This is a genomic window from Microbacterium sp. B35-30 (assembly GCF_010634855.1).
Taxonomy (GTDB): domain Bacteria; phylum Actinomycetota; class Actinomycetes; order Actinomycetales; family Microbacteriaceae; genus Microbacterium.
The window spans coordinates 112,875-126,749 of the sequence record NZ_MWLQ01000026.1 but is presented as its reverse complement, the minus strand read 5'-3'; the positions used below and the strand labels follow the sequence as shown (position 1 = coordinate 126,749).

Sequence of the window (13,875 nt, the reverse complement as noted above, 5' to 3'; positions counted from 1 at the left end):
CCGTGCGCCGCTCAACGCGGCGGAACGCCGGTGAGCGCCGACAGACCGTCGTTGACGCCGTAGCTCCTCACCTCGATGTCCGTCACGCCGTAGCCCCGCAGCCGCTCGCTGTGGAAGGCGAGGTAGCGATCGGCATCCTCCTTGGTCTGGAAGAGGTAGGCGCCGCCGGCGATGCCGCTCTCGGCATCCTCGGTCCAGACCTTGAACACGAGGCCCTTCTCACCCGCGATGTCGCCGGCCAGTTCGCCGAACGCGGCGACCGCCTCCGCGCCGAACGGCCCCGCCGAGGGGAATTCGAACACCAGGAGATGTGCCATGCTTCGTCCTTCCGTCGGTGCGCTTCTGAGGTCCAGGCAACCACGAGGCGCCGACAAGGCTTCCCCGATTACGTGCGCGATGGTACGAGGCTGCGGCACTGCATTCACCGGAATGGATGCTGCGCGCGTACCGTTGCAGTCGACATGCAGCGCTTCGGAACCCTCTCGTTCGGACACTACGGCCCACTGGGCGGCGGTCGGCAGCTCACGGCCGCGGACTCGATGCTGCAGGCGATCGACCTCGCCCAGGGCATGGATGAGCTCGGCGTGAACGGCGCGTACTTCCGCGTCCACCACTTCGCGCGTCAGCAGGCGTCGCCGATGCCGTTGCTCGCCGCTATCGCGGCACGGACGGAGCGCATCGAGGTCGGCACCGGGGTGATCGACATGCGCTACGAGAATCCGCTGTACCTCGCGGAGGAGGCCGCCGCGGTCGACCTCATCTCCGGCGGCCGGCTCGCGCTCGGCGTGAGCCGCGGGTCACCCGAGACCGTCGTGCGCGGCTACGAGGCTTTCGGATACACCGGGTCAGGCGACCCCCGCGGCGCGGACATCGCCCGCGAGCACTTCGACCTCTTCCTGCGTGCGATCGAGGGCGAAGGCCTGGCGGAGCGCGACGACTCTTCGCCGTTCGGCGGCGGGGGCACGGGGTTGCAGCGCATCGAGCCGCACTCCCCCGGGCTCCGCTCCCGCGTGTGGTGGGGCGCCGGCAACCGCGAGTCCGCCGAGTGGGCGGGCCGCACGGGCGTGAACCTGATGTCGTCGACGCTGCTCACCTCGGCGGACGGGCGGCCGTTCGACATCCTGCAGGCGGAGCAGATCGACGGATTCCGCGCCGCGTGGCGGGAGGCGGGTCACGCCGGCGAGCCGCGCGTCTCGGTGAGCCGCTCGATCTTCCCGATCACCACCGCCGAGGAGCGCATGTACTTCGGCGGACGCCAGGACGGCGACCAGATCGGCGTGATCGACGGCATCCGCTCGACCTTCGGCAAGACCTATGCCGGGGAACCCGACGAGCTGGTCGAGCAGCTCCAGAACGACGCCGCCATCGCCTCGGCAGACACGCTCATGCTCACCATCCCCAGTCAGCTCGGCGTGGAGTTCAACCTGCGGATGGTCGAGTCGTTCGCGAAGCACGTCGCCCCCGCGCTCGGCTGGCAGCCCACCCGCGTGTGACGCCGCCGTACGGAGCGCAACGGGAGCGTTCGGGAGGGATCTTGACCGGTCGGTCAGTCAGGAATACCGTGGAATCGACCCCCGATCGGGAGCCATCACCGTCTCCGAAGGAGGAGATTCCGATGAACAAGTGGACTCGTTGGGAGGACTGGGTCGCCGTGGTCGTGGGCCTCGTCGCCGCAGTGGCGGCGCTGTTCATGCCGCCGATGGGCGCCTCCATGCCATGGATGCTGATCGTCGGCATCCTGCTGATCGCCGCCGGCGTCATGAACCTCGCGATGCCGGGGATGGTCGCGATGGAGTACGTGCAGCTCGCGCTCGGTGCGGTGCTGTTCGTCGCTCCGTGGCTGGGTGGTTACGCCAGCATGGATTCCGCAGCCGCCTGGATCTGCTGGATCGGCGGGGCGGTCGCGGTGATCGTCGCGGCCCTCGCCATCCGACCGGCCATGCAGATGCACGACCGTTCCCTCCCGCACTGAGGGTGCCCTCCCCACTGACGTGCGCCGTCGAGACGGGGGCGCCGGACACCGCCGGCGGCCCCAGCGCCTTTCCTGAGGATCCGAGATGACGCGAAGCCGGGAGAGCCGGATCCTCATCCTCGATGCGGCCGAGCGCCTCTTCGCCGAGCGCGGCTTCGACGCCACCCCGACCGGGGCGATCGCCGACCTGGCCGGCGTGCCCAAGGGGCTGCTCTTCTACTACTTCCCCAGCAAGACAGATCTGCTGCGCGCGCTGATGGGCGAACGGCTCGATCTCGATCCCATCGACACCTCCGCGCTGATCGCCGAGGGTGACCCGGCGCAGTCGCTGCTCAACGTCACGGGGAGGCTCCGCGAACTTCAGGGCGAGTCGGCGGTGCGCCGCGTCATCGTGTGGCGCGAGCACCGGACGCACCCCGAGGTGCGCGCGAGGCTGCGGGACTACCGCAGCCAGCTGCAGGCGATCGTCGAACGCGTGCTCGGCGCGAGCATCCTGCATCCGATCGCCGCACGGCGCGTGCGGATCGCCGCGGAGGCCTGGGTCGCGATCATCACGACCCCGACGCTCGCGGCCCTTTCGGCAGACGAGGAGCTCGAGGCGGGCGACGAGCTCGCCGGCCCGGCCGATGCCGCCGACCTGCCCGCACTCGCCGATCTCATCTCGGCCGGCCTGCGCGAACCCGCGGCCTGAACTCCTTCCTCACGCGGCGGGCGGCCGCGCCATCGGCCGCAGAATCAGTCGAGCACCTCGATGCCCGTGATGCGCAGCTCCTCCACGTCGAGCCTGGTCTGGATCTGCGTCACGACGGCATCGTCGACGGCGCCCTCGCGGCGCAGCCGATACAGCACCTCGCGCTTGCGGTCCAGGAGCGCGATCCGCAGTCGCGAGTACTCCTCGTCGCGTTCGCGCGGCGAAGGCAGCGGAGCGGGCGGATCCAGCACGGCAGTGGCCGTCGCGGCTGCCTCGGCCTCGGCATCCGTCGCCCCGATCATCGAGTCGAGATCGACGATCCTGCGGTCGACCTCGGCCTGCTCGCGCGCCTGCACGCGCTCGTTGTTGCGCTCGAGGTAGTCGTAGTAGTCGCGCGTGAGGCGGTCGCGCGTCTCCTCGCTGACACCGTGGTCGTGGGCGAGATCCTTCATCGCCGTCAGCGCCGCGCCGGTGATCGCACGCTCGGCGAGTTCGAGCTCCCTCTGCATCGCCATGTCCTCGGGGAGGCGGGCCCACCGCACGACCGCAGGCAGGATGGGTCCCTGCACGAGGAGGGTCAGCAGGATGATGCCCGCCGTGACGAAGATGATCTCGTCGCGCCCCGGCATCGGATCTCCGGCCGTCGTCGTAAGGGGCACAGAGAGCGCGATCGCCAGCGACACCGCGCCACGGAAGCCGGCGACCGCGCTCACGATCCGCGCCCGGTACGTGGTCCGGCGCAGTCGCTGAGATGGCCGGCGATCCAGCATGCGGATGATCATGACCGACGTCGTCTGGAACACGAACCGGGCTACGAGCAGCACCAGCCACGACGCCAGGGTGACCACCACCAGCCAGCCGATCTCGCGCCCGGGGATCTCATGCGCGACGGCCTGCACTTCGAAGCCGATGAGCACGAACAGAGAGCCGTTGAGAAGGAACGAGCCGAGAGGCCATGTCCACGCCGCCTGACGCCGCGACGCCGCCGTGCTGATCCGCGGCGTGATGTACGCCACGATGAGTCCGGCCACGACGACCGCCAGCACACCCGACGCGTGGACGAGCTCGGCGAGCAGGAACGCCGTGAACGGCACGAGCAGCAGGGCGATGTTGAGGTTCAGCGTGTTGCGCACGCGTCGCATCACGAGGTAAGCGAGACCCGCGACGACGACACCCGCCGCCGCACCGCCCACGTACGACAGCACCACCAGGCCGGTGACGTCGAGCGGGGTGTACTGGCCGCCCGCGGCGACACCGACGGCGACCCCGTATATGACCAGCGCCGTCCCGTCGTTGGTGAGGCTCTCGGCCTTGAGGTTCATGAAGTTGCGCCGCGGCAGCATGCGCCCGAGCGCAGCGACCGCGGTCGCGTCGGTCGGGGCGACCGCGGCGCCGAGGATGAGCGCGGCGTTCCAGGGCAGCCCGAGGGCGTAGGCGACGCCGGCGACGGCGAAAGCGCTGGCGACGACGAGCGCCGTGCTCATGAGGACGATGCCGCGGAAGTCCCGGATGATCGAACGCAGCGACGTGGTCATGCTCTCCCAGAACAGCAGGACCGGCAGGAAGAGCAGCAGCACCGTCTCGGGCGGCAGCTCGATCTCGCGCACCTCCGGGATGAACCCCAGCGCGAGTCCCGCGACGACGAGCAGCAGTGGGACGGCCACTCTGAGCTTCGGGGCCAGGATCGCACCGGTGAGGACGGTGATTCCGAGCAGGACGGTGACCTCGAGTCCATTCATGCGGGCTCCCTTCGGTGCAATGATCATCCAACCGCACCGGGAGCAACAGGATTCCCGGATGCCGCGGCCCGGCGTCGCGTCTGCCGCTGCGTGCTCAGGGTGATTCCGGTCGTCCCGCGCGCGCAGGTTAGAGTGTCCGGACCGGACACGGCGACATGTGCCCGGGATGCCGGGAGGGGCAGTTGGGCGAAGTGTTGACGCTCGCGTCGCGGGACGTGGGTGATGTCGAGTCGACGTGGCGCCAGTTCGTGCCTTCGGCCGCCCTGCAGCGAGTGGATCCTCGCACGTTCGCGTTCTCGTGGACGTCCGCCGCGACACCCGGCTTCTCAGTCGTGAAGTACCGGCTGAACGCTTCGGTGCAGTCCGCCATCGAACCGGACGGTCAGCTGATGGGCTGTCGTGTGGCCTCCCGCGGCGGCTGGGTGGGAACACCCCGCGGCGATCTGAATGCCGGGCTGCCGTGGCTCGCGCTGGACGGGCCGACGAGTGCGCGCTGGCACACGCGCGCCGACGTGCGCGCGTTCGTGTTCGACCGTGCCTCGGCCGAGGAGGAGGCACGGCGTCTGGCCGGCGACGACCGCTTCACGCTGCGCGCTGCGACGACGAGCTCCGCTCCGATCGACCGGGACCTCGCCGCGCACTGGGAGCGCGTGTTCCAGCACGTCGCCGGGTCGTTCTTCGTGCCGGGGCTCAGCACTCCGATGATCGAGGTGGAGCTGCGGCGCCACGCGCTGCACGCCACCCTCGCGGCGTTCTCACCCGCCTTCGGCGCCGCCCTCGAACGCTCGTCCCAGCGGGGTGCCGCCCCGCGGAGCGTCCGGCGGGCCATCGCCTACATGGAGCAGCACGCGCACGAGCCGATCACGATCGATGACGTCGCCGCGGCATCCGGGATCTCGTCGAGGGGACTCCAGTACGCCTTCCGTCGCGCCCTCGATCAGACGCCCACGGAGTACCTCCGCCGTGAACGGCTGGCCGGGGCGCATGCCGAACTGCAGCACGCGAAGCCCGCGAGCGTGTCGGAGGTCGCGCGGCGCTGGGGCTTCGCGAGCGCCTCGCGCTTCGCCAAGCACTACCGCGACGCGTACGGGAGGTCGCCGCGGCAGACACTGCACGGCGGCTGAAGTCCCTCCACGGCGGCCGCGTGAGGTTTCGCTTTCCGTGCTCCGCTTTCGCAGGGCGGTCCGCGGGGAGCCGGCGTCGACCGGGCTGTCGCAGAGTCTCTTGGAGCGGGCACGCCGCTCGCCGAAGGAGGCACGTGGGCAAGTTCATCTACGAGGGCGGCGTCCGCACGGAGTTCGACGATCGCGTGCTCTCGCACGTCCAGGTCGCCATCGGCACGAAGCTCCGCCGGAATGAGCCGTTCTACTTCACGTGGCACGGTGACGTCAGCACGGGCGGCGGACGGACGACTGTCTGGGTGCACGCGGCTGCGAGCCTGGTCTTCACCTACTACGGCGGCCGGACGGCCAAGATCAACCGCACCTGGCTCGAGGCGCTGATGCGCACGGCCAACTCGCCGGTCGGGCTGCAGGTCGTCGCCGAGCCGCCCGACGACGGCGGATCCGAGATGCTCGGCTGAGCCGCTCCGTCGGTTCCCTGTCATTGGGACGATCCGCACCGGTAGACTCCGGCCATCCGAGGCGATGGAGGCATGACGATGCACAGCACGGATCTGGCCGACCTGATCGACGACCTCATGGCGAAGGCGCGAGTGGCGTCCAGCGGCCGCGCGGCGCGGACCATCCGCGGCGGCCACGAGAACGCCCTTCGGGAGACCGTGATCGCACTCCTCGCCGGGCACGAACTCTCCGAGCACGACAGCCCGCACGAGGCCACGTTGCAGGTGCTCCAGGGCCACGTGCGTCTGATCACCGGCGACGATGCGTGGGAAGGGGCATCCGGTGATCACCTGACCGTGCCGCCGCAACGTCACAGCCTCGCCGCGCTCGAGGACTCGGTCGTCCTGCTGACCGTGTCGAACCGCGTGCCGTGACCGACTGACGCGCGCCGGTCAGGCGTCGAGCGTCGCCGCGAGTGCGGCGAGCGCTTCGCCGGTGACACGCTGCGTCGTCCAGTCGCCCATCGGCTCGGCGGCGATCGAGCGGTAGAAGCCGATCGCCGGCTCGTTCCAGTCGAGCACGGTCCATTCGAAGCGCGAGTATCCGCGCTCGACGCACACGGCCGCCAGCGACGCGAGCAGCGACTTGCCGTAGCCGAAGGCGCGCTGGTGCTGGTCGACGAAGAGGTCCTCGAGCCACAAGCCGTGCCGCCCGGTCCACGTGGAGTAGGTCACGAACCAGATCGCGATGCCCACGATCTCGCCGTCCCGCTCGACGACGTGGGCGAAGACCCGCGGCTCGTCGCCGAACAGCGCAGCCTCGAGGGCGCCCACCGTGTTCTCGACAGCGTCCGGCTCGCGCTCGTACACGGCGAGCGCACGAATGCATGCCAGGATCCCCGGCTCGTCACCCGAGCGGGCCTCACGAAGGATGGCGCCACCGGCGAGCGTACGAGGAGTCACGTCTTCGAGCGTACCGAGAGGGCGACGGCAGCCGCACCTCTCGCCCCCGCGCCGCGTCTGCCGCTCGCCGCCGCGGGGCGGCATCCGTCCTGTTCAGGGCAGTCCGGTCACCGATACGCCGAGCCACTCGGCCAGCTCGGCGATCTCGGCGCGCACCATGTCGGACTCCTCCGGCTCGAGGGGCAGGAACTCGTGCACCGCGTTCACCTTGAGCACTTCGCGTTCGCGGTCGACCTCGGCGTCGAGCATCCCGACGAAGCGATCGCCCATCAGGATCGGATGGGCGAAGAAGCCGTACCGGCGCTGCGCCTTCGGCTTGAACTGCTCGAGCACGTAGGTGAACTCGAACAGCTCCTCGAGGCGTCGACGATCGAACAGCAGGCTGTCGTAGGGGTTGAGGAACGCCACCCGCCCGCCGGAGTCGTCGTCGAGCGCAGAGAGCGCCTCGGGATCGACGCGGTACGCCGTCGTGCTGCCCTCGACGACGCCAGGCTCCCCGGTGTCTTTCGCGACGCCGCTCCAGTACCAGTGCGGCTTGGCCAGCCCGGCCGACTGCAGGCGGCGCTCCGCGAGCAGCCGGGCGGCCTCCTCGTCGTCGTACTCGGGCATGTTCCGCGGGTAGACGCGCTCGGCGAGATCCCACCGGCGGCGGCGACCCTCGCGTCCGACGATGGCCACCTCGCCCTGGCGCAGCAGGAAGTCGAGCATGTGCGGCACTTGGTTCGCACCGGACCAGCCGTCGGGTGCCCGGCTCACCTGCGCGGTGTCGGGGATGTCGCTCGCGAGCAGGGGCCCCTCGGCGCGCAGTCGGGCGAGGACGTCGGCGCGGAACCCCGCATTCGCCTCGAGCCACTGCCGGCTGCTCTCGCGCTGCGGCCACTGCCGCATGCCCGGGAGCATCAGCGGCAGCACGCTCATGGGGCGGAAGGTGCCGTCGAACTCGAACAGCAGACGGTCGTCCTCGACGACCTTGCGCAGCTGACCCGGCTCGTACGACCAGCCGATGCGCGACCACAGCACGGTCTGCTCGCACGGCGCGATCGTCGCGGTGGGGTCGATCTTGATGTACCCCAGCTGCTCGGCGACCTCGACGACGTCACCAGGCCGCTCGGCATCGAGCAGCTGCGCGCGCACCACGATACGGCGCGCCTGGTCGCGGGTGAGCCGATGCGGGGTCATCCCCCGACCGTAGCCCGGCCAGGCTTCCTGACGCATCGACCGACGGGGAGATGCAGTCAGGTCGTGCGCCTGAACGGCCGCGACGTCAGCCGGCGGTCTCCGTCTCGAGCTGGAATGCGCCGCGCAGCACGCGCGCCCATTCTGCGTGGAACGCCCGGGACACCCCCGCCTTGCGGAACACCGCGTCGAAGCCGTGGAACGCCCCGGGCACGAGGGAGAGCTCGCACGGCACACCGGCCGCGACCAGGCGATTCGCGTACGTGGCATCCTCGTCGTGGAAGAGGTCGAGCGTGCCGACCCCGATCCACGCCGGAGGCAGCCCGCTCAGGTCGTCGCGCCGCGCGGGAACGACGGACGAGCGGATGCCGGCACCCGCAGCATCGTCCGCCGCACCGGCGTCCGCGCCGAGATAGGCCGACCACGCGAACCGGTTGCTCGCCGGTGACCACATGCGCAGGTGGCGCGTGTCGATGTCGTCGCGCAGCACGGTGCGGTCATCGAGCATCGGATAGGCCAGCAGCTGGAACACCGGCTGTGGGCCTCCCTCGTCATGCAGCCGCTGCGCGAGCGCCGCAGCCAGGCCGCCCCCGGCGCTCGCACCCCCGACGGCGATGCGGCTCGGGTCGATGCCGAATTCGGCGGCACGAGCGACGACCTCGCGGAACCCGGCGACGAGGTCGTCGAGCGCCGCGGGTGCCGGATGCTCGGGGGCGAGGCGGTAGGACGCCGAGAACACGGCGATCCCGAGGTCGCGCGCGAGGGCGAGGTTGGTGCCGTCGTCCTGCTGCGGCGTACCGAGGATCAGTCCGCCACCGTGGATCCAGAACAGCGCCGGCAACGGTGCTGCCGCTGCTGAGTCAGGCGCCTGCCGCGGCCGGAAGACCCGGTACGGCCGTTCGCCGGCAGGCGTGCGGAAAGGCACCGTCGAGACGTCGACGTCGGGTTCCGGCTGGATGCCGGGTGGCGTCAGCCGGAACATCCACAGAGTGCGCGGTCCGGCACTGAAGAGCGGCAGCCATCTCGCGGCGGCCAGGTCGGGGTGGAAGGGTTCGGGTGGGGTCTTCGTCGACACCGGACGATGCTATCCGGTTACGGGGCCGCCGGGAACCGCGGCTGATCCGCTGCTGCCTCGTCGCTACCGCCTCGTCGCTACTGCTTCGTCGCGCGCTCGATCGACATGACGAGGATCACGCGGTCCGCCTTGTCGCGTGGCGGCGTCTGGCTCGGGTTGCCGTAGCGGTTCTGGAGTCGCACGTAGAACGCGCCCTCCGGGTCGGGGACGACCTCTACCAGCCGGCCGGCGACCTCCAGGTAGTGGAAGGGGTGCTCGGGGTCGACCATCGACAGCGACATCGACGGGTTGTGCTGGAGGTTGCGGTACTTCTGCCGGTAGTTCGTGTGCGTGAACCTGACGTGCTCGCCGTCGAACTCGAACCACATGGGGTTCACCTGCACGGTGTCGTCGGGCCGGACGGTTCCGAGGTGCGCATACACCGGGAGATCGAGGAGATGGCGTCGGTCAGCGGGGAGGATGTCGTCGACGGAAGGCATGGGTCCAGTCTGGCGTGCCCCGGCGCCTCGAGGCCGCTCGCCGAGCTTCGGTGTCACGAACTACTCTCGGTTCATGGCGACGCAACCCGCACCCGGGTGGTACGACGACGGCTCGGGCAAGCAGCGCTGGTGGGACGGCACGCACTGGACCGAGCAGTACATCGATCTGCGCGCGCCCGACATCGAATTGCGGACGGATGCCGGGCCCGCCGCGGCCGGCCCCGCGCTGCCCGGCTGGTACGACGACCAGCGCGGACGCACGCGGTGGTGGGACGGACGCCGCTGGACGGCCGATGTGCGCTACAGCGGTCAGGAGCAGGACTTCGCCGGCATCGTCATCGATGGGCGGTGGATCCACTTCGGCGACCTGAGCCAGCCGGTCGCCGAGGTCGAGGCATCCGTCGACTCCGGCGATGCGCTGCTGCGGCGTCCCGCCTTCACGCGAGCGGCCGTCGAGCGGCGCATGTTCGGCGCAGCCGGGCCCATCACGCCCCGCACCATCAACCGTGCGATCAACCGCATGGCGCCGCACGTGGTGATCGGGGGTGCGCAGGTCTGGGTCGCGCCTTATCCCACCGCGCACGAGACGGAGGCCCGGCGCTTCATCGCCTGGGTCAACACGAGCGCGCAGCACTACCGGTACCGCTGACCCGCGCCCTCATCCAGGGAGCACGAGGGGCAGCTCGCGGGTGTCGTCCCACGGCTCGCTCCACCCGAGGCGGTCGAACAGCCCGTCCAGCACCATTCCGGTGAAACCCCAGACGAGGTGCTCCCCCGTCGCATGCCGCACGAGGAATCCCGGGCCGCGCCATTCCCGCCCGTCGCGGCGGATCACCGTCACGCCGCGGTTGGCGGGGTTCAGCAGGTCGGCGACGGGTGCCCGGAACACGGCGGCAGACTCGGCTTCGTCGACGACGCGGACGGGAGACGGATGCCGCCACCAACCCAGCACCGGCGTCACGAGGTGCTGCGAGAACGCGAGAGAGATGTCGGTGAGCTCGCCGAGCACGTCGACGCCTGCAGGATCGAGGCCGGTCTCTTCGCGGGCTTCGCGGAGCGCGGCCGAGACCGGGCCGTCGTCTCCGGGGTCGACGCGCCCACCGGGAAAGGCGACCTGCCCGGGATGCGCCCGCAGCGTGGTCGCTCGCGAGAGGAGCAGCACGTCGAGATCGCGCGACACCGCCTGCGCCTCGGCGTCGTGGCCGCTCGGGAACGCGTCGAGCACACCGAAGAGCATGAGCACCGCGGCCGGCCGGGCGCGGGGCTCCGGCGGCAGGTCGATCAACGGTCGGCGGTCGCCGGCGGGATCGGCGAGAGCGGCGAGTTGTGCCCGCGCGCTCCGGGTGGTCGGTTCGGCGCGCATTGGTTCAATGTACGCCCGGTCGGCGACACCGGGATCGGGCGGGACTCAGCCGGCGGGGCCCTGGTACCCGAGGCCGGAGCTGATGCGGTCCGCGGTCTCGATGACGATCCGGCCGAGCTCCGCCTCACGGGTCTCGAGATCGATGGTGGATCGCGGCCCCGAGATCGATACCGCGGCCACGATGCGTCCGGACTGGTCGAGGATCGGCGCCGCGACCGACGCCCGGCCGAGCACGAACTCCTCGACCTCGGTGGCGTATCCCCGGCGGGCGATCAGGGCGACCTCCCGGTCGAGGGCCTCGTGAGTGGTGATGGTCGCCTCGGTGTAGCCGACGAGCTCGCGGAGCAGGGCGTGACGGGAGTCTCGCGATGTGCCGACGAGCGTCGACTTCCCGATGCTCGTGGCGTGCAGCGGCACCCGCTGCCCCATGAGGGTGTGCGACTTGGGCGAGAGCGGACCCTCGAAGTTGCAGAGGTAGATGAGTTCGGCGCCGCGCAACAGCGCGAGATTGACGCCGAGACCGAGCTTGCCGGCAAGCCCCTGGGCGATCTGACGACCGACCCGATGGACGCGATTCTGGTTGATGGCGATGCCCGCCAGCGTCAGCAGCTCTGAACCCAGGAAGTAGAGCGTCGTCTGCGCATCGCGCTCGACCAGGCCGCCCGCCTCCAGGGTGGCGAGCAGGCGGGAGGCGGTCGACTGGCCGATGCCGGCCGCGCGGGCCACATCGCCCACGCGCATCGGCTCGCCGCTGGCGAACGACTCGAGCACGGAGATCGCCTTCTCCACGCTCTGGTTCGCGCCCTTGTCAGCAGCCATGTGTCCTCCGGTTCGTCGTCGGCCCGTGCGCTCATTAAAGCACACCCATGCACATAGTGCACAGCAGTTGCGAATAGTGCGCGGCTCGTGCACTCTGTAGGCGGCGTCGAAGGATGACGCCCCGCCGGCGGCTCAGAGATGACGCACCGGTCCGACTCTGCGAAGGACGACGATGACCACTTCCCGCGTGGCAGCTCCCGCCGCCGTTCGGCGCACGCGAGGCACCCCGCTCAGCGAGCGCACGTTCCTGGCCTTCCTGCTGCTCCCCGGCATCGTGCTGCTGTGCGCGATCGTGCTCTACCCGCTCATCCGTTCCCTGATCTCGGCATTCTTCGACGAGAACCTGCTGTACCCCGGCATGACGTTCGTGGGAATGCAGAACATCATCGGCGTCCTCACCACCGAGTTCGGCCTGCTGCTCACGCAGACCCTCATCTTCACCGTCGGGGCCACGGTGGCGCCGTTCGTCATCGGACTCGCGCTCGCGCTCGTGCTGAACCAGACCTTCCGCGGTCAACGGTTCCTCCGCGGAGCATTCCTCATCCCCTGGCTGATCCCCGGCGTCGTCGTGTCCTTCCTCTGGATGTGGATCTTCGACGCGAACTACGGCGTGCTCAATGGCATCCTCCTGAGCATCGGGGCCATCGACAGCCCGATCGCCTGGCTGTTCCAGACCGATACCGCGCGCGTCGCGCTGATCGTCGCGAAGACGTGGAACACCTTCCCCTGGATCATGGTGATGCTCCTCGCCGCGCTGCAGACGGTCCCCGCCGAGCTCCACGAAGCGGCGGCGATGGACGGCGCCGGCACGGTGCGGCGCTTCTTCACGGTGACCTGGCCGCACATCCGCGGCGTCGCAGGACTGGTGGTGCTGCTCGAGTTCATCTGGAACTTCCAGCACTTCGACACGATCTTCGTCCTCACGGGCGGCGGACCGGCGGGTACGACGAACACCTTCGCGACCGAGGTGTACGACACCGCCTTCAAGGGGTACGACCTGGGTCACGCGGGCGCGCTGGGCATCCTCTGGATGGCGCTGCTGACCGTCCTCGTCGTCGTCTACGTCTGGCTCTCCGAGCGAGGCGAGAAGGGAGCCCACCGGTGACCACCATCACCGCCACACCCATCACGGTGCTCGCCGAGCAGACGCCGCCTCCCGCCGCCCGGCGTCGGCGCCGTCGCATCCGCTGGGGAACCTGGATCACTCTCGCCGTGATCTCGCTCTTCGGGTTCGCGCCGGTGTACTGGCTGCTCGCCACCTCGCTCACGCCCAGCGATCAGGTGTTCGCGTTCCCGCCGACGCTGTTCCCGAAGGAGGTGACGTTCGCCCACTACGCGACGGTGTTCGGAAACGAGGCGATCTTCGTCTACTTCCGCAACAGCGTGATCGTCTCGGTGATCACCGCCGTGCTCTCGGTGATCGTGTCGATGTACATGGGCTACGCCTTCTCGAAGTACCGCTTCGCCGGCCGCAAGTCCCTCATGTACTTCGTGCTGTCGAGCCAGATGTTCCCTCAGGCGCTGCTGCTCGTGACGCTCTATCTCGTCTTCGCACAGTTCGGCCTGCTGAACACCTACCTCGCACTCATCCTCTCGTTCACCACCTTCACGCTCCCGCTGTGCGTCTGGATGCTGAAGGGCTTCTTCGATGCGCTTCCTGACGACCTGATCGAAGCCGCCCGCATCGACGGCGCCGGCCCGTGGCGCATCTTCCACTCGATCGTCCTTCCGCTCGCCGCTCCTGGACTGGTCGCGGCAGGGCTGTTCGCCTTCGTGCGGGGATGGAATGACTTCATCTTCGCGCTCACCCTTGCGGGTCCCGACCGGCAGACCCTTCCCCCGGGCCTCGTGAACACCTTCATCTCCGAAGCGAGCACGTCGTGGCCCGCGCTCATGGCGGCCTCGCTCGTGGTCTCAGTTCCCGTCTGCATCGCCTTCATCCTGCTCCAGCGCTTCCTCGTCGGCGGGATTACCGCCGGTGCCGTCAAGGGCTGAACCTCCCTGCTGTTCCTCTCCCACCACCACCCGATCGCACTG

General features: G+C 69.8%; 17 protein-coding genes. 9 read left to right on the top strand and 8 right to left on the bottom strand.

The window, feature by feature from the left end; all coding sequences use genetic code 11:
• Nucleotides 1–11: 11 nt before the first annotated feature.
• Nucleotides 12–317 (bottom strand): YdhR family protein, encoded by a 306-nt coding sequence (locus B2K11_RS14780; RefSeq protein WP_163619220.1) that lies wholly within the window; start codon nucleotides 315–317, stop codon nucleotides 12–14.
• Nucleotides 318–461: 144 nt separating this feature from the next.
• Between B2K11_RS14780 and B2K11_RS14775 the strand changes: the two genes are divergently transcribed.
• The 3 genes from B2K11_RS14775 (at nucleotide 462) to B2K11_RS14765 (ending at nucleotide 2,663) form a co-directional block, all read left to right on the top strand.
• Nucleotides 462–1,493, top strand: a complete 1,032-nt coding sequence (locus B2K11_RS14775; RefSeq protein ID WP_163619218.1) for an LLM class flavin-dependent oxidoreductase — start codon at nucleotides 462–464, stop codon at nucleotides 1,491–1,493.
• 122 nt (nucleotides 1,494–1,615) lie between these two features.
• Nucleotides 1,616–1,972: an SPW repeat protein gene (locus tag B2K11_RS14770; RefSeq protein WP_163619216.1), complete on the top strand. Its 357-nt coding sequence runs from the start codon at nucleotides 1,616–1,618 to the stop codon at nucleotides 1,970–1,972.
• Between the two features lie 85 nt (nucleotides 1,973–2,057).
• Nucleotides 2,058–2,663, top strand: coding sequence for a TetR/AcrR family transcriptional regulator (locus tag B2K11_RS14765; RefSeq protein ID WP_163619214.1), 606 nt, complete (start codon nucleotides 2,058–2,060; stop codon nucleotides 2,661–2,663).
• A 44-nt stretch (nucleotides 2,664–2,707) separates the two neighbouring features.
• Here B2K11_RS14765 and B2K11_RS14760 read toward each other — a convergent pair whose 3' ends face one another.
• Nucleotides 2,708–4,402 (bottom strand): Na+/H+ antiporter, encoded by a 1,695-nt coding sequence (locus tag B2K11_RS14760; protein WP_163619212.1) that lies wholly within the window; start codon nucleotides 4,400–4,402, stop codon nucleotides 2,708–2,710.
• A 215-nt stretch (nucleotides 4,403–4,617) separates the two neighbouring features.
• Between B2K11_RS14760 and B2K11_RS14755 the strand changes: the two genes are divergently transcribed.
• The 3 genes from B2K11_RS14755 (at nucleotide 4,618) to B2K11_RS14745 (ending at nucleotide 6,398) form a co-directional block, all read left to right on the top strand.
• A complete protein-coding gene (locus B2K11_RS14755) occupies nucleotides 4,618–5,526 on the top strand; it encodes an AraC family transcriptional regulator (RefSeq protein ID WP_239526083.1) in 909 nt (302 codons plus the stop codon).
• A gap of 134 nt (nucleotides 5,527–5,660) precedes the next feature.
• Nucleotides 5,661–5,984 (top strand): ATP-dependent DNA ligase, encoded by a 324-nt coding sequence (locus B2K11_RS14750; protein ID WP_163619210.1) that lies wholly within the window; start codon nucleotides 5,661–5,663, stop codon nucleotides 5,982–5,984.
• Between the two features lie 72 nt (nucleotides 5,985–6,056).
• Nucleotides 6,057–6,398, top strand: a complete 342-nt coding sequence (locus B2K11_RS14745) for a cupin domain-containing protein (protein WP_345770784.1) — start codon at nucleotides 6,057–6,059, stop codon at nucleotides 6,396–6,398.
• A gap of 18 nt (nucleotides 6,399–6,416) precedes the next feature.
• Here the strand turns inward: B2K11_RS14745 and B2K11_RS14740 are convergent, their stop codons facing one another.
• The 4 genes from B2K11_RS14740 to B2K11_RS14725 form a co-directional block, all read right to left on the bottom strand.
• A complete protein-coding gene (locus tag B2K11_RS14740; protein WP_239526082.1) occupies nucleotides 6,417–6,926 on the bottom strand; it encodes a GNAT family N-acetyltransferase in 510 nt (169 codons plus the stop codon).
• Between the two features lie 93 nt (nucleotides 6,927–7,019).
• Nucleotides 7,020–8,105: a crosslink repair DNA glycosylase YcaQ family protein gene (locus tag B2K11_RS14735; RefSeq protein WP_163619208.1), complete on the bottom strand. Its 1,086-nt coding sequence runs from the start codon at nucleotides 8,103–8,105 to the stop codon at nucleotides 7,020–7,022.
• Nucleotides 8,106–8,190: 85 nt separating this feature from the next.
• Entirely contained in the window at nucleotides 8,191–9,177 is a 987-nt protein-coding gene (locus tag B2K11_RS14730; RefSeq protein ID WP_163619206.1) for an alpha/beta hydrolase, read from the bottom strand.
• 77 nt (nucleotides 9,178–9,254) lie between these two features.
• Nucleotides 9,255–9,656, bottom strand: coding sequence for a PPOX class F420-dependent oxidoreductase (locus tag B2K11_RS14725; RefSeq protein WP_163619204.1), 402 nt, complete (start codon nucleotides 9,654–9,656; stop codon nucleotides 9,255–9,257).
• A 73-nt stretch (nucleotides 9,657–9,729) separates the two neighbouring features.
• Here B2K11_RS14725 and B2K11_RS20670 point away from each other — a divergent pair, with 73 nt between their 5' ends.
• Entirely contained in the window at nucleotides 9,730–10,305 is a 576-nt protein-coding gene (locus tag B2K11_RS20670) for a DUF2510 domain-containing protein (protein ID WP_204318880.1), read from the top strand.
• Nucleotides 10,306–10,314: 9 nt separating this feature from the next.
• Here the strand turns inward: B2K11_RS20670 and B2K11_RS14715 are convergent, their stop codons facing one another.
• Together B2K11_RS14715 and B2K11_RS14710 are read right to left on the bottom strand one after the other, a co-directional pair.
• Nucleotides 10,315–11,019 (bottom strand): CoA pyrophosphatase, encoded by a 705-nt coding sequence (locus tag B2K11_RS14715; protein WP_163619202.1) that lies wholly within the window; start codon nucleotides 11,017–11,019, stop codon nucleotides 10,315–10,317.
• A gap of 45 nt (nucleotides 11,020–11,064) precedes the next feature.
• A complete protein-coding gene (locus B2K11_RS14710; protein ID WP_163619200.1) occupies nucleotides 11,065–11,838 on the bottom strand; it encodes an IclR family transcriptional regulator in 774 nt (257 codons plus the stop codon).
• A 172-nt stretch (nucleotides 11,839–12,010) separates the two neighbouring features.
• On the opposite strand from B2K11_RS14710, the gene B2K11_RS14705 reads away from it, so the two are divergent.
• The gene (locus B2K11_RS14705) at nucleotides 12,011–12,943 is read left to right on the top strand and encodes a sugar ABC transporter permease (protein WP_163619198.1); all 933 of its coding nucleotides are present in this window, start codon (nucleotides 12,011–12,013) and stop codon (nucleotides 12,941–12,943) included.
• Nucleotides 12,940–13,833 (top strand): carbohydrate ABC transporter permease, encoded by an 894-nt coding sequence (locus B2K11_RS14700; protein ID WP_163619196.1) that lies wholly within the window; start codon nucleotides 12,940–12,942, stop codon nucleotides 13,831–13,833. Before B2K11_RS14705 ends, B2K11_RS14700 begins: the two co-directional genes overlap by 4 nt.
• The last annotated feature ends 42 nt before the right edge of the window (nucleotides 13,834–13,875 follow it).

Excerpts from the sequence above, each read along its gene's own strand:
- B2K11_RS14780 (WP_163619220.1), bottom strand. The coding sequence starts at position 317 with ATGGCACATCTCCTGGTGTTCGAATTCCCCTCGGCGGGGCCGTTCGGC.
- B2K11_RS14775 (WP_163619218.1), top strand. The coding sequence starts at position 462 with ATGCAGCGCTTCGGAACCCTCTCGTTCGGACACTACGGCCCACTGGGC.
- B2K11_RS14770 (WP_163619216.1), top strand. The coding sequence starts at position 1,616 with ATGAACAAGTGGACTCGTTGGGAGGACTGGGTCGCCGTGGTCGTGGGC.
- B2K11_RS14765 (WP_163619214.1), top strand. The coding sequence starts at position 2,058 with ATGACGCGAAGCCGGGAGAGCCGGATCCTCATCCTCGATGCGGCCGAG.
- B2K11_RS14760 (WP_163619212.1), bottom strand. The coding sequence starts at position 4,402 with ATGAATGGACTCGAGGTCACCGTCCTGCTCGGAATCACCGTCCTCACC.
- B2K11_RS14745 (WP_345770784.1), top strand. The coding sequence starts at position 6,057 with ATGACGATGCACAGCACGGATCTGGCCGACCTGATCGACGACCTCATG.
- B2K11_RS14735 (WP_163619208.1), bottom strand. The coding sequence starts at position 8,105 with ATGACCCCGCATCGGCTCACCCGCGACCAGGCGCGCCGTATCGTGGTG.
- B2K11_RS14725 (WP_163619204.1), bottom strand. The coding sequence starts at position 9,656 with ATGCCTTCCGTCGACGACATCCTCCCCGCTGACCGACGCCATCTCCTC.
- B2K11_RS20670 (WP_204318880.1), top strand. The coding sequence starts at position 9,730 with ATGGCGACGCAACCCGCACCCGGGTGGTACGACGACGGCTCGGGCAAG.
- B2K11_RS14715 (WP_163619202.1), bottom strand. The coding sequence starts at position 11,019 with ATGCGCGCCGAACCGACCACCCGGAGCGCGCGGGCACAACTCGCCGCT.
- B2K11_RS14710 (WP_163619200.1), bottom strand. The coding sequence starts at position 11,838 with ATGGCTGCTGACAAGGGCGCGAACCAGAGCGTGGAGAAGGCGATCTCC.
- B2K11_RS14705 (WP_163619198.1), top strand. The coding sequence starts at position 12,011 with ATGACCACTTCCCGCGTGGCAGCTCCCGCCGCCGTTCGGCGCACGCGA.